Raw genomic sequence first — 14,225 nt, forward strand, 5'->3', positions numbered from 1 at the left:
TAGTTTTGCACAGCGAAACTTGGTATCGCTGTGTGATTTATTCTAGGACGATTTCGCGAACGGTGTAGCCGTACACGAGGCTGGCTGGAGGCGGCGTACAATCGGCTGTCGCCATTCGAAAAGGAGCCGCCATGCGTATTGCCGCCGCCGTCCTGCCCTGGCTGGTCCTGGCCTTTTCCGACCCCGCGCATGCGCAGGTCGAAGTCCGGATCGGCAGCGCTTCGCCCCTGTCCGGCCCGGGAGCGCACCAGGGCAAGGACATCGAGAACGGGGCGCGCATGGCGATCGACGAGCTGAACGCGAAGGGCGTGGCAGTCGGCGGCAAGCAGGTGAAATGGGTCCTGCTGCCCGAGGACGACGCCAGCGATCCGAAGACCGGCGCCGCGGTCGCGCAGAAGCTGGTCGACGCGCGCGTGGCCGGCGTGGTCGGCCACCTGAATTCGGGCACCACGGTGCCGGCCTCGAAGATCTACCACGACGCGGGCATTCCGCAAATATCTCCGGCCGCCACCACGCCGCTCTACACCAGCCAGGGCTTCAACACCGCCTTCCGGGTCGTCGCCAGCGACCGGCTGGTCGGGCGCACGATGGCGAATTATGCGATCAACACCCTGAAGGCGAAAAAGATCGCCGTGATCGACGACCGCACCGCCTTCGGCCAGGGTTTGGCCGACGAATTCAACCGCGGCGTGCGCCGCCTCGGCACGGCGAAGATCGTCAGCCGCCAGTTCACCAACGACAAGGCCAGCGATTTCACCGCGATCCTGACCCAGATCCGCAGCCAGGACCCGGACGTGGTCTTCTATGGCGGCATGGACGCCGTGGCCGGTCCCATGCTCAAGCAGATGAAGGCGCTCGGCATGCGCGCGAAACTGGTGTCGGGCGACGGCATCTGTTCCGAGAAGCTGCCGCAGCTGGCCGGCGACGCGCTGGGCGAGGACAAGGTGTTCTGCGTGGTGGCCGGCGGCGTGACCGGCGCCGAGGAAGCGCGCTATGCGGCCTTCGTCGAGCGCTACCGCCAGCGCTACAAGATTCCGCTGCAGACCTACGCGCCGTACGCCTACGACGCGACGATGGTGCTGGCCGGCGCGATGCAGCAGGCCGGTTCCGCGGAACCGGCCAAGGTCCTGCCGCTATTGGCGAAGATCCGCCACCAGGGCGTGACCGGCACCATCGCCTTCGATGCGAAAGGCGACCTGCGCGACGCGGCGCTGACCCTGTACACCTACCGCCAGGGGAAGAAGGTCAAGCTGCAGGTGATGCGCTAGCGGCGGCAAGCGCCGGCCGCGCCGCGCCGGAGACCGTCTTGCGCCACGCAGCAACCCGTACTGCAGGACGCGAATGCGGAAACGCTGACCCGCGCCATCGTCGCCATGGACCAGGCTCCTTTATTCATTTGCCAAGACTGCTTTGGAGTAACATATCCCGCGCGCAAGCTTGGCCGAGGCATTCCCTTGCGCACTCGCATTCCCGGTACGGGCTTCCGAACCGCTGGATTGTTCAACGCAGGCTGACAGGCGGCGCCTGTCCGTGAAGGAAGATAAGGGGAGCAAATGACGCAACAAACCGTGGTCCGGAAACCGGGCGGATTGAACCGTGTCCTGAACGCCATCGAGAAGGTCGGCAACAAGTTGCCCGACCCGGCGATCCTGTTCGCACTGCTGCTGGCGCTGGTCTGGGTCCTGTCCTGGGCCATGTCGGGCATGGTCTTCACCGAAATCGACCCGCGTTCGGGCCAGGCCATCCAGGTCAGGAACCTGCTGGCGCCGACTGCCCTGACCGAGTTCATGGCGAAAATGGTGAACACCTTCGTCAGTTTCCCGCCGCTGGGCGTGGTGCTGGTGGCGATGCTGGGCCTGGGCGTGGCGGAATACACGGGCTTCATCAATGCCGGGCTGCGCAAGATCCTGTCGGTGACGCCGACCTTCCTGCTGACGCCGGTGCTGGTCGCCGTCGGCGTGCTCAGCCACATCGCCGTCGACGCCGGGTATGTGCTGGTGATCCCGCTGGGCGCCGTCATTTTCTATGCCGCCGGGCGCCATCCGCTGGCCGGCATCGCGGCGGCCTTTGCCGGCGTGTCCGGCGGCTTTTCCGCCACCTTCTTCCTGCCGTCGAGCCTGGATCCGCTGCTGTCCGGCCTGACCCAGGTGGCGGCGCGGCTTTCGGCCGATCCGGCGGCGGCCTCGATCGTCATCAACCCGCTGAATAATTTCTACTTTACGACGGCCTCGACCTTCCTGGTCGTGCTCATCGGCTGGTTCCTGACCGACAAGGTCATCGAGCCGCGCCTGAAGAAGACCGCCATCGATGGCGATCCGGCCGGCCTGCCGAAGATGGACGCCTTGCAGCCCAACGAACGCAAAGGGCTGCGCTGGGCGACGATCGCGATGCTGGCCAGCCTGGCGCTGCTGGTGCTGTCGGTGCTGCCGGAGGGCTCCGCCTGGCGCGCACCGGACACGCGCCAGTTGACGCACTCGGCGGCGCCGCTGATGCAGTCGATCGTCGCGCTGATCTTCATCTTTTTCCTGATCCCGGGCGTGGTCTACGGCTACGTCGCCGGCACGGCGAAGAACCACCGCGACATCGTCAAGGGCATGAGCCACGCCATGAGCGGCATGGGCTACTACATCGTCATGGCCTTCTTCTGCGCCCAGTTCATCTTCGCCTTCGGCCAGTCCAACCTCGGCGCGCTGCTCGCGATCAAGGGTGCGTTCTGGCTCAAGGAGATGGCTTTCCCGATGGGCGTGACGCTGGCCGGCATCGTCGTGCTGACCGCCACCGTCAACCTGTTCGTCGGCTCGGCATCCGCCAAGTGGGCGCTGATCGGCTCGGTCATGGTGCCGATGCTGATGGAGCTGGGCGTGTCGCCCGACCTGACCCAGGCCGCCTACCGCGTCGGCGACTCCTCGACCAACATCATCACGCCGCTGCTGCCTTACTTCCCCTTGATCATCGTCTTCTGCCGCAAGTACGTGCAATCGACGGGCATCGGCACGCTGATCGCGCTGATGCTGCCGTACTCGATCGCCATGCTGGTGCTCTGGACGTCCTTCCTGCTGGGATTCTGGGCGCTCGACATTCCACTGGGCGTGGGCGCGACCTACACCTACCCGGCCGCGCCCTGATGCCAGAAGCGGCCCACTCACATCCTGGAACCCGATGAAATCCATCCTTTCCCTTTTGGCCGCCGGCCTGCTTGCCGGCTGTGCCGCCCCGCCGGCGCCGGTCGACACGCGCGACCAGTTCATGGCCACGCTGCAGGGCATGTGCGGCCAGCGCTTCGAAGGCGCGCTGGCCTATGCGATCGATCCGAACAGCGAATTCGCCGGCAAGAAGATTGCGACCCAGGTCGTCTGTAGCGCCGGGGACGTGCGCATGCCGGTGCAGGTGGGGGAGGACCGTTCCCGCACCTGGATCTTCACTCGGCCGGCGGCCGGGCTGGAACTGCGGCACGATCACCGCCACCCGGACGGCAGGCCGCATGCGGTGACCATGTACGGCGGCATGGCGCAGGACGGCGGCACGGCACGCTCCCAGTCCTTCCTTGCCGATGCGCATACCGCGCGCATGGTCCCGGGCGCCGAGACCAATCTCTGGACCGTCAGCCTCAGCGAAGACGGCAAGGTGTTGATTTATCGCCTGGACAGGCACGCCAAACCACGCGCGCAGTTCGTGCTCGAACGCGTGCCCGGTCCAGCTTAGACCACGCCCTGGGCCAGCATGGCGTCGGCTACCTTCACGAAGCCGGCGATGTTCGCCCCGTCCACGTAGCTGACGCTGCCGTCGGCGCGCGCGCCGTACTTCAGGCAGGCCGCGTGGATGCCCTGCATGATCTGCAGCAGGCGGGCATCGACCTCTTCGCCCGGCCAGCTGATGCGCTCGGCGTTCTGGCTCATCTCCAGGCCAGAGGTGGCGACGCCGCCGGCGTTGCTGGCCTTGCCCGGCGCGTACAGCACGCCGGCCGCCTCGAAGGCCTTGGCCGCTTCGATCGTGGACGGCATGTTGGCGCCTTCGGCCACGCACAGCACGCCATTCTTGACCAGGGCGGCCGCATCGTTCGCATCCAGCTCGTTCTGCGTGGCGCAGGGCAGGGCGACGTCCACCGGAACATGCCAGGGCCGCACGCCCGCCTCGAAGCGGCTGCCGGTGCGCTCGGCGTAGTCGCCGACGCGGCCGTACAGGTGGTTCTTCACCTCCATCAGGATCGCCAGCTTCTCGGGCGTGAAGCCGTCCTCGTCGATCACCGTACCGCTCGAATCCGATACCGTGACGACCCGGGCGCCCAGCGCCATGGCCTTTTCCACCGCGTATTGGGCGACGTTGCCCGAGCCCGAGACGCTCACGCGCAAACCGTCGAAGGAGCGGCCGCGCGTCTTCAGCATTTCCTGGGCGAAGTAGACCGTGCCATAGCCGGTAGCCTCGGGACGCATCAACGAACCACCAAAGCTCAGGCCCTTGCCGGTGAACACGCAGTCGGCGCGGTTGCTGAGCTTTTTCATCATGCCGGTCATGTAGCCGACCTCGCGCCCGCCGACGCCGATGTCGCCGGCCGGCACGTCCGTGTCCGATCCGACGTGGCGGAACAGTTCGCTGACAAACGCCTGGCAGAAACGCATGACTTCACCCGGGCTCTTGCCCTTGGGGTCGAAGTCCGAGCCGCCCTTGCCGCCGCCCATCGGCAGCGTGGTCAGGGCGTTCTTGAAGGTCTGCTCGAAGGCCAGGAATTTCAGCACCGACAGGTTGACGGAGGGGTGGAAGCGCAGCCCGCCTTTGTACGGGCCGATCGCCATGCTGTGCTGGATGCGGTAGCCGCGGTTGACCTGCACCTGGCCGTGGTCGTCGACCCAGGAGACACGGAACATGACCACGCGCTCGGGTTCGACCAGGCGCTCCAGCAAGCCATGCTCGCTGTACCGGGGATGCTGTTCGATGAAGGGCCAGAGGCTCTCCATGACTTCGGTCACGGCCTGCAGGAATTCGGGCTGTCCAGGATTGCGGTCGGCTACGTGTTGCAGAAATTGATGCAGGGAAGCGTATTTCATTCGGGTCCTTGAAGCGAAAGACGTCGCGGGAACGCGACGCGATAATGGCGCTGGTCGAGGCAAGGAAGGCACGGCTGGGGTTGGATGTCGTGCGGTTGCCTTGCAGGAGCATCGCAGCAAGGGGTGTCTCGCTGTGATGTCCGTCATGCGGCGAACCCGATATGTTCCACGCACGAGGCGCCGTCCGGAAACGGCGAAGCCAGCGGACGATGGCGTCATGATAGCAGTACAAGGACCGCAGGCCCCGCGAGAAACCGGGGCGGCGCATCCGGCGCGAGTTGAAGCAACCGCCGCCGGTGTAGCGTCGATGGTGGAAGTAGGGCTTGCAGGAGGATGGCCTTGGGGAGGGCCGTCGTCGATGCAGAAGGTGCTGGTCTTGTCGGCGCTGACATAGGAGTGGCCTTAGGTCACTGCTCTAAAAGCAACAGCCCTATTTTCAAATTGACAACGCGAAGGCGCAGTCGTAGAGTCGATGACGAGCGCTACTCATGGCTGCCCGCACTTTCTCACACATTGTCGAGGAATCAAATGGTCAGCGGTGAAGTCCTGCAGGTGGTTGGAAAAGCTGCTGGCATCGGGGGCTTGGCGCTCGGTGTTTTCCTTCTCATTTTTCGCGACATCATCCGCCGGAATATCTTTCCGAAACTGAGTCCAACCCACGCTTACCGTCTCATTACGCTGTGAATCGCCCCGGCTTTCGTGGAGGCCGGTTAGTGTGAGTCAGGCCGGAATGGCTTGACTGCTCAGTTGCTTGTAATAGTTTGCCTCAGCTTCGGCTGGCGGTATATAGCCGAGCGGTGCGAGTAGGCGGTGGTGATTGAACCAGGACACCCATTCGAGCGTGGCCAGTTCGACGGCCTCGCGCGTTTTCCAGGGAGCGCGGCGGTGGATCAGCTCAGCCTTGTAGAGCCCGTTGATCGTCTCAGCCAGGGCATTGTCGTAACTGTCACCCTTGCTGCCCACAGACGGCTCAATGCCGGCTTCCGCCAGACGCTCGCTGTACTTTATCGACACGTATTGCGAGCCCCTGTCGCTATGGTGCACGAGCTCGTTTCGTTCCGGCTGACGCGCATACAGCGCCTGTTCCAGTGCGTCGAGCACGAAGTCGGTCCGCATCGAACTGCTGACTCGCCAGCCGACGATTCGCCGGGCGAAGACGTCGATGACGAAGGCGACGTAGACAAAACCCTGCCAAGTCGAGACGTACGTGAAGTCCGAGACCCACAGCTGGTTCGGTCGCTGCGCCTTGAACTGGCGGTTGACGCGGTCGAGCGGGCATGGCGCCTTCGCATCGGCCACAGTCGTACGCACGACCTTCCCTTGCATGACTCCACGCAGCCCGGCCTTGCGCATCAGGCGCTCCACGGTGCAGCGGGCCACGTCAGTTCCTTCACGCCGCAGTTGGCGCCAAACCTTGTCGGCCCCGTAGACTTGCAGGTTCGCCTGCCAGACACGCTCGATGTCGACGCTCAGCACGTCGTCGCGCTGGACACGGGCACAGCGCAGTGACGGGTTGCGTTGCTGCGCAGCGTGGCGCCAGTAGCCCGACGGCGCGACCTGCATCACCTTGCAGATCGGCTCGACACCGTAGGCATGGCGGTACCGGTCGATGAAAGCCCTCACGGCTTGAAGTGGCGGCCGAGCTCCGCCTGGGCGAAAAACGCACTCGCCAAGCGCAGGATCTCATTTGCCTTGCGTAGCTCGCGCACTTCTCGCTCGAGCGCCTTGACGCGCTCATCTTCGGCGGTAGTGGGTCCGGGACGCTGGCCGGTATCACGCTCCTGCTGGCGTACCCAACGGCGCAGTGTCTCCGGTGTGCAGCCAATCTTGGCAGCGATCGACGTGATTGCGGCCCACTGCGACTCGTACTGGCTGCCGGCTTCGCTGACCATGCGCACGGCGCGCTCGATGACTTCAGGGGAATACTTGGGTTGCTTTTTCATAGCTCCATTCTCTCAAACAATGGAGCCTCTACAAAACCCGGGGCGATTCACTTCAGGTAAAAGCGTTTCCAGCCCCGGCGGAAAAACGAATTGAAGCCGATATCATTGTATTTTTCGGACGCCTGGATGCGGCTCGCTTCATGCAGCGCCAGCGCCTCATCGCGAAATGTGGGCCATTCCTTTCGCAATTCCGCCAGCTCGGGAAAATACGAGGAAGAAATGTAAGGCGTGGTCTGCACTGCAGAAAACAGATAGGAAAAACAGTTCAGGGGCGCGGTGAACGTCGAATGGTCGGAAAGCTGCCTGAAAAACCAATGACGTACCCGGCCGCGCCTGTGCACGTACATCGTACAGGCCACGAAGAGGAGCAGAATCAGCCATCGCATCGATCCCTCCCAGTAACGCACGCAACGGAAACACGGCTGCGAGCCAGTACTCACATTGCAGCAGAAGGCAGCTTGCGGCACTAGGCGCGGTGCCCAGCAGGCCTGATCTTGATCAAACGGATTGCAGAGGTGGAATGAATTTGCTCCAGCGAAATCGAAGCCGGGTAGCGCAGGGACTTCGGGCCGATCGATCCGGCAGCCTGCACGCCGAGGCTGACTCGGAATCGATCTGACGGCCAGCTGAAAATTACATCGTCCACTTCGCCATCAGGGTGGGCGAGTTGCGCGAATAGTCCTGTCCGTCGATCTTGTAGCGATGGATTTCGTAGCGCAGGCCGGCCTGGAAGCTGCCCTTGGCGTCGATAGCCCACAGCAGTTCCGGACGCAGGAATACTTCGGTGCCATTCACACCCGTTCCATTGACCAGCGATAGCAGGTTGAAACGAAGCCGTTCGCCCGCGAACGGTTTCGACATCAGGACCGAGCGCCACAGCGTCTCGCCCTTGTAGAAATTGGTATTGCGGCGCAGGATGCCCGACTCGAAGTAAGCGAAGCCCGGCACATTGAAGTTGAAGGAGATGCCGTGGTTGTAGGAGCGGAAGTCGGCGTAGCTGGCGCGCTCATAGCGCGCGATCAGCGATACGTCGGCAATCGGGCCGAAGGCCAGGTTGCGGCCGCTGATCTTCCCCAGGCTCAGGCGTGGATTGAAGACCAGCAGGCTCTGGTTGGGGCTGTTGCCGCCGAACGAGCCGGCGCCGGCGCCGCCAACGTTCTCGCCGTTGAACAGCTCGGCATCGACGTACACATCGCCGTACTTGAACCCTGCGAAATATTCGAACTGGTACGTTTTCAGCTTCTCGTCGTCGGTCCCGGTGCCGAGCACCGGATCGGTCCTGGAACGGGTTGTATACAGGGCGTTCAGGTTAGCCACCTGGAACTCGGCCGCCAGCACGGTGCCGGTTGCGGCCAGTGCAGCAATCGCTACCGTACTGCGTATCACATATTTATTCAGACGCATTGAATCTCCATTTTCGACAAGTCGCTTCCCGTGCTGCAGCGACACGGAGCCGGGACGCTGTCGGTATTCGCCGGGTAGGGATACGCCCGCAGCAGGACCGCTGCGGGCGCTGGACAAGCACCGGACTGCGGTCAAGCCGGTACGGCTTCCTGCACGCCCCTGTCGAGCACCGGGTTGTCGCTCGCCGGAACATGAATTGCCGCTGCGCGCGGACTGGTGTCCTGCAAGCCTTTGTGGATCACACCGTCCTGCATCACCATCGCAATCCTGGCGGGCTCCGTCATGATGCGCAGGTCCTGCAGCGGGTCGCCGTCGACCAGCACCAGGTCGGCGAGGAAACCGGGGCGAATCTGGCCCAGTTCATCCGGCCGCATCATGATGTCGCCGCCCAGGCGGGTCGCCGAGACCAGCGCTTCCGTCGGGGTCATGCCGATGTAGTCCACGAAATACTGGAGGTCGTTGGCATTGGTCCCATGCGGCATCCACGCAAAGCCGTAGTCGCCGCCCGGCAGGATGCGGATGCCGCGCTTGTGCATCTGGCGCAGCGACGCTGCCGCCGCTTCCAGTTCTTGCGGGTATCCCATTTGCTCGGCGATTTCAGGCGTGATGCCATATTCCGACGCGTTGAAGCTGGTACGCACCAGCCAGCCGATGGCGGGCGCCACGAAGTGCCGCGCCTTGTTCGCCTCCAGCATGTCCAGCGTTTCTTCGTTCGCAAAACTGGCGTGGAAGATGATGTCGATCCCGTGGCGGAGGCACTGCCGCACCGACTCGTCGGAGCGCGCGTGCGCCGCCACCCGCTTGCCGTTGCGCTTCGCCTCGCTCGTCAGCATGGCGACTTCTTCGTCCGAGAACGGCGACAGCTCGGCCGGCAGGCCGGCAATGTATTCGCCCGACAGGTTGATCTTCAGGTGGTCCACGCCGTATTTGATGAACATGCGCGCGGCCTTGCGCACTTCCTCGGGGCCGCTCACGATTTGGCCGAAACTCAGTTCCTGGAACGGCAGGTGGGGCAGGGTGTTGTCGCCGAGACCGCCCAGGGTGGCGATCTCCTGGCTGCCGGCCAGGTAGCGCGGCCCGACGCACTGGCCGGCGGTGATGGCATTGCGCAGGACGATATCGAGACGCGGCTTGGCGGCGGCCGCGCCGATGGCCGAGGTCCAGCCCATGTCGAGGTAGCGCTTGGCGACGTCGACGCACCACAGGATGTGTTCTTCCGGCGGCATGAACTGAATGGCCGACAGCGTCGGCTGGTCGTTCCACGAAAAGTGGGTGTGGGCTTCGGTCATTCCCGGCATCAGGAACTTGCCGCCGCCGTCGATCACCTGGTCCGCGGTGCCCGCCACCTTGTTCGGGAAATGCGCTACGTCGACGATCCGGTTGCCTTCTACGAGGACTTCACCTTTGAATACGTCGTCGCCACTGCCATCGAAAATCGTGACATTGGTGATTGCAATCTTCTTCATGTCTGTCTCCTCTGGCCCCCAGGGCCTGGTTATTTCGAAGAACTCAAGAATTTCGCCAGCTGTTGCATGCATTCCTGCGGACGCTCGAAGGTGGTCCAGTGGCCGCAGCCTTCCAGCACCACCATGTCGCTGCCCTTGATACGTTCCGCCATGGCCGCCACGTTGGCCGCAGGCGCGACGCCGTCCTGGTCCCCCGTGACCAGCAAGGTCGGCACCGCAATGTCTTCGATTGACGCCGCCTGCGCCGTCGCCAGCGCCCTGCAGCTTTGCCCGTAGCCTTCGGGCGTCTGGCGCATCACGCTCTCGCGCACCAGGGCCAGCACGGCCGGCTGCTGTGCCTTGGTTTCCTTCGACGTCGCGGCGCCCACGATGGCATCGGCGATGTCCTGCATCGCGGCGGCGCCGCCCGTGGCTGCCTTGTCGGCGCGCGCCAGGATGCCGGCGCGTCCCGCATCCGGTGGGCACACGAGCGGGCCGAACAGCGCGAGGCCAGCGACCAGCGCCGGGCGCTGCGTCGCGATGTGCTGGCAGACGATCGTGCCCATCGAGTGGCCCAGGAAGGTGGCCCTGGTAATGTCGAGCTCGCGGCACACGGCCTGGACCGCATCGGCCATGCTGGCGATGTTGAGTTCGCCGGGATCGGCTGAGGAGCGGGCCGGCGAGCGGCCGCTGCCCGGCAGGTCGATGCGCACGATGCGGTGGCCTTGCAGCGCGGCCATCACCGGGGTCCAGGTATTGCTCGAGCCGCCCAGGCCGTGGACGCACACGATGGCGGCGCCTTCGCCTTCGACTTCAACGGTCAGTCCTGCAACGATGTGGGTCGTCATGTCATTTTTCCTTTTAAACGAATTGGTTTTCGATGGCACCGATGCCGTCGATCTCGACCCGCACCACGTCGCCAGCGGCCAGGAAGCGCGGCGGCTTCATGCCCAGCCCGACGCCCGCAGGGGTGCCGGTGGCGATGACGTCACCCGGGTACAAGGTGATGCCGCGCGAAATCGTCTCGATCAGGGTCGGGATGTCGAAGATCAGGTTTTCGGTCGGTCCATCCTGGCGCAGCTCGCCGTTGACCCAGCAACGCACGCGGGTCCGGGTGCCGTCGAGCTGGTCGGCAGTGACGATCCACGGCCCCATCGGGCAGAACGTGTCGAACGACTTGCCCATGTCCCACTGCTGGTGGCGCATCTGGACGTCGCGCGCGGTGACGTCGTTGACCACCGTGTAGCCGAACACGTGCCCCATGGCGTCGGCGCGGGCGATGTTCTTGCCGCCTTTGCCGATGACGACCGCCAGTTCGGCCTCGTAATCGATTTGCCCGGAGATCGCGGCGCCCGGCAGCATGACCTTGTCGAACGGGCCGACGACGCATTCGGGCACCTTGGTAAACACGATCGGCCAGGCGTCGGGATTGGCGTCGTTGTCCTTGAATACCGAGGTTTGCAGTTCCTTGGCATGGGCGTGATAGTTGCGGCCCACGCACCAGACGTTGCGGCGTGGTACCGGGATCGGCGCCAGCAGCTGGACCGAGGCGAGCGCCACTGCCGGCCCGGCGGTTGCGGGAAGCGGGCCGCCGTCGGCGAGCAGCTTGATGATCGCCAGGGCGCCTTCGGTCGCCGCGTTCCCGGGAAGCTCGAATGGCGTGACCTGCTCTCGGTCGTCGGAAACAAGTCCGACGAAACGGCGTCCATCGAGTTGATATGTTGCGATTTGCATGTATTCCTCCAGGTATCCGGCCGGGACCGATTGACGTTCGGACCGCTGACCGTGGGAGGAGTCTAGGAACAAAGGGGCACATGCGCTTATCAACCCATGGCTGGGCTTATCGGCGGGTCCAACTGCTTATCAATGCGTCTGATATCTTTTTGAATGACGGATATCGCCTCGCTGCCCGGACTACAATTTACATATAAATATGACCGGCAATGCCGGCAAGGGAGACAAGATGGCAGAGTCGTATGCGTTCTACGAAGGAACGTTTGGACAGGCGATCGTGCTGGAAACGTGTACCGACCTGGTCGCGCACGCGCACTCCGAGTCGCAGATCGTGTTCTGGCTGGGCGGTGCGCGGGCCCAGGCCAACGTTGGCCCCGAGGTGGTCGGGTACGACGAAAACGTGGGCCTCGCGACCAATGCGTATCAGTCGCACGACATGACGCGGCTGGATGGAACGGGACCGGCGGTGTTCCTGGTGTTTATGATTTCGCGAAAGTGGCTGAATGAACTGCGGCAGGCGACCGGCCGTCCCTTCGTTTTTCCGTCATCGCGCATTCCGATCGATGCCGACTTGCGCCAGGCCTGCTGGCGGGTGCTGGACCTGATCCTGTCGGCGCGCGAACCCGGGGACGGGTTGAATGGCCTGGTCGAGCAGTTGATCAGCGCCACCATCGATGCCACCACGCGCGGACCCGTGGTCGATCCCAGGCGCTTGCTCCCGCCCTTGCTCGACCACCGCCTGCGTAGCGCGATCACGCTGATGCGCAAGCATGTCCACGATAAGATCGGACTCGATGCGATCGCGCACCAGGTCGGTCTGTCGCGCGCGCATTTCTTTACGCTGTTCCGCGATCAGCTCAACACGAGTCCGCAGGTTTTCTGGAGCGCCGTTCGGGTGGAAGAGGCAATGCGCCGGCTGATCGTCCAGGGCGGATCGTTGACATCGGTCGCACTCGACCTTGGATTTTCCGCGCCCAGCAATTTCTCCCGTTTCTTCAAGGAGCACACCGGCGTGTCGCCCTCCACCTTCCGGCGTGCCGCGGTGGGGGCGATACCGGCGACAGTGACGGGCCTGGCAGCTTAAAACCCTTACGCCAGCGCCAGATCCCCCGGCGGTAAGCGAAGTATCGAGATCCGTCGAGCTTGGTCGACGGTGACGACTGATTGACGGTTTGCGCCAAGCTGCGAGGCATTGCGCAGGATGCTCGAAGAAAGCCCGGAAATGGGCCGGACATGAGAATTTCCAGTTCCGGAAACAAAAACGCCAACCTGCATGGGTTGGCGTTTCGTGAGGCATGTTCTTGGTAGCCCGGGGCGGAATCGAACCACCGACACAAGGATTTTCAATCTTCTGGCCGCCGGCTGAGCCTCGACTTCAATGATGGGGCCGTCGTATGCCAGTTTCCGTTAGCTGGCGCACTGCGCCAATGAGGTTCGCGCCGCACAGTAGTCCTCCTGGTTTGCGGCGCTTGACCGCAACCGACAACTTTTTGCGAGGAAAGGATTCTCATGAAAGCACTTGTCTATAACGGCCCCTGCGATGTCCAGATCAAGGAGGTTCCGGATGCAAGAATCGAAAAGCCGACCGACGTCCTGGTGCGCATTACCACCACCAATATCTGCGGCTCCGACCTGCACATGTACGAAGGCCGCACCAGTATGGAGAGCGGCCGCATCCTTGGTCACGAGAACATGGGCGAGGTGATCGAAGTAGGCAAGGCGGTCGACCGGGTGAAGGTCGGTGACATGGTATGCCTGCCATTCAATATCGGCTGCGGCTTTTGCGAGAACTGCGAGCGCGGCCTGTCCGGCTTTTGCCTGACGGCCAATCCGGGCACCGCCGGTGCCGCCTATGGCTTTGCCGGCATGGGACCGTACAGCGGTGGCCAGGCGGAATTGCTGCGCGTCCCCTACGGTGACTACAACTGCCTGGTATTGCCGGACGATGCGCGGGAGAAGGAAAATGATTATGTCATGCTGTCCGACATTTTCCCGACCGGTTATCACGCCACCGAGCTGGCCGGCATGCGGCCCGGCGACTCGGTCGTGGTGTATGGCGCCGGCCCGGTCGGCCTGATGGCGGTGATGTCGGCCTACCTGAAGGGCGCGAGCCGCGTGTTCGTGGTCGATACCCACAAGGACCGCCTGAAGCTGGCCGAAAACATGGGCGCGATCGCGATCGACGATACCGAGCAGGGCGGCGTGCAGCAAATTCTCGACCTCACCGATGGCAAGGGCGCCGATTGTGGCTGTGAATGTGTCGGTTACCAGTGCTGCGACAGGCACGGCAAGGAAGTGCCGAACCTCACCATGAACAATCTGGTGCAGTCGGTCAAGGCGACCGGCGGCATCGGTGTGGTAGGCGTCTTCCTGCCCGAGGATCCGGGCGCCAAGGACGAGCTTGCCAAGGAAGGCAAGCTGGCCTTCGACTTCGGCCAGCTCTGGTTCAAGGGGCAACGCATCGCCACTGGCCAAGCCAACGTCAAGGCCTACAATCGCCACCTTGCCAAGCTGATTCAGGCAGGGCGCGCCAAACCGTCGAAGATCATTTCACACGAACTCGCGCTGGATGAAGCGCCCAAGGGCTATGAAGAGTTCGACAAACGGGCGGAAGGATGGACCAAGGTGGTGCTCAAGCCCGGCAAATAAAGCGCTCT

General features: G+C 63.6%; 12 protein-coding genes, 1 pseudogene and 1 other annotated feature. Of the genes and pseudogenes, 6 read left to right on the top strand and 7 right to left on the bottom strand.

The window, feature by feature from the left end; all coding sequences use genetic code 11:
- The first annotated feature begins 131 nt into the window (after positions 1–131).
- The 3 genes from ACFOPH_RS21710 (at position 132) to ACFOPH_RS21720 (ending at position 3,702) form a co-directional block, all read left to right on the top strand.
- Entirely contained in the window at positions 132–1,268 is a 1,137-nt protein-coding gene (locus tag ACFOPH_RS21710; protein ID WP_312547952.1) for a branched-chain amino acid ABC transporter substrate-binding protein, read from the top strand.
- Positions 1,269–1,553: 285 nt separating this feature from the next.
- Positions 1,554–3,125: an AbgT family transporter gene (locus ACFOPH_RS21715; RefSeq protein ID WP_312547950.1), complete on the top strand. Its 1,572-nt coding sequence runs from the start codon at positions 1,554–1,556 to the stop codon at positions 3,123–3,125.
- 34 nt (positions 3,126–3,159) lie between these two features.
- The gene (locus tag ACFOPH_RS21720) at positions 3,160–3,702 is read left to right on the top strand and encodes a hypothetical protein (RefSeq protein WP_312547949.1); all 543 of its coding nucleotides are present in this window, start codon (positions 3,160–3,162) and stop codon (positions 3,700–3,702) included.
- Here ACFOPH_RS21720 and gdhA read toward each other — a convergent pair.
- Entirely contained in the window at positions 3,699–5,042 is a 1,344-nt protein-coding gene (gdhA, locus tag ACFOPH_RS21725; protein WP_312547947.1) for an NADP-specific glutamate dehydrogenase, read from the bottom strand. The genes ACFOPH_RS21720 and gdhA overlap by 4 nt on opposite strands.
- Positions 5,043–5,570: 528 nt before the next feature.
- Between gdhA and ACFOPH_RS21730 the strand changes: the two genes are divergently transcribed.
- On the top strand, positions 5,571–5,726 hold the full coding sequence (locus ACFOPH_RS21730; RefSeq protein WP_379737205.1) for a hypothetical protein: 156 nt from the start codon (positions 5,571–5,573) through the stop codon (positions 5,724–5,726).
- A gap of 36 nt (positions 5,727–5,762) precedes the next feature.
- Here the strand turns inward: ACFOPH_RS21730 and ACFOPH_RS21735 are convergent.
- From ACFOPH_RS21735 to ACFOPH_RS21760, 6 genes and pseudogenes are all read right to left on the bottom strand, one after another.
- Positions 5,763–6,985 (bottom strand): IS3 family transposase gene (locus ACFOPH_RS21735; protein ID WP_379733096.1). Its coding sequence is split into 2 segments (ribosomal slippage): positions 5,763–6,697 and positions 6,697–6,985, totalling 1,224 coding nucleotides; the frame shifts between segments, so codons are not numbered across the junction.
- Positions 6,591–6,707: a sequence feature (AL1L pseudoknot), on the bottom strand. (Overlaps the previous gene by 117 nt.)
- 50 nt (positions 6,986–7,035) lie before the next feature.
- Positions 7,036–7,371, bottom strand: a pseudogene (locus ACFOPH_RS21740) (lipid A hydroxylase LpxO); the annotation flags it as partial.
- Positions 7,372–7,618: 247 nt separating this feature from the next.
- Positions 7,619–8,389 (bottom strand): hypothetical protein, encoded by a 771-nt coding sequence (locus ACFOPH_RS21745; protein ID WP_379737206.1) that lies wholly within the window; start codon positions 8,387–8,389, stop codon positions 7,619–7,621.
- Between the two features lie 131 nt (positions 8,390–8,520).
- Positions 8,521–9,855, bottom strand: a complete 1,335-nt coding sequence (locus ACFOPH_RS21750) for a metal-dependent hydrolase family protein (protein WP_379737207.1) — start codon at positions 9,853–9,855, stop codon at positions 8,521–8,523.
- Between the two features lie 29 nt (positions 9,856–9,884).
- Positions 9,885–10,682, bottom strand: a complete 798-nt coding sequence (locus ACFOPH_RS21755; RefSeq protein ID WP_379737208.1) for an alpha/beta fold hydrolase — start codon at positions 10,680–10,682, stop codon at positions 9,885–9,887.
- Between the two features lie 13 nt (positions 10,683–10,695).
- Positions 10,696–11,568, bottom strand: coding sequence for a fumarylacetoacetate hydrolase family protein (locus ACFOPH_RS21760; protein WP_379737209.1), 873 nt, complete (start codon positions 11,566–11,568; stop codon positions 10,696–10,698).
- 199 nt (positions 11,569–11,767) lie between these two features.
- Between ACFOPH_RS21760 and ACFOPH_RS21765 the strand changes: the two genes are divergently transcribed.
- Positions 11,768–12,652 (top strand): helix-turn-helix domain-containing protein, encoded by an 885-nt coding sequence (locus ACFOPH_RS21765; protein ID WP_379737210.1) that lies wholly within the window; start codon positions 11,768–11,770, stop codon positions 12,650–12,652.
- A gap of 425 nt (positions 12,653–13,077) precedes the next feature.
- Positions 13,078–14,217, top strand: coding sequence for a glutathione-independent formaldehyde dehydrogenase (locus tag ACFOPH_RS21770; protein WP_379737211.1), 1,140 nt, complete (start codon positions 13,078–13,080; stop codon positions 14,215–14,217).
- Positions 14,218–14,225 lie beyond the last annotated feature (8 nt).

Origin of the sequence: Massilia haematophila, assembly GCF_042647645.1 — a bacterium.
In the GTDB taxonomy this organism is placed as follows: domain Bacteria; phylum Pseudomonadota; class Gammaproteobacteria; order Burkholderiales; family Burkholderiaceae_D; genus Telluria; species Telluria haematophila.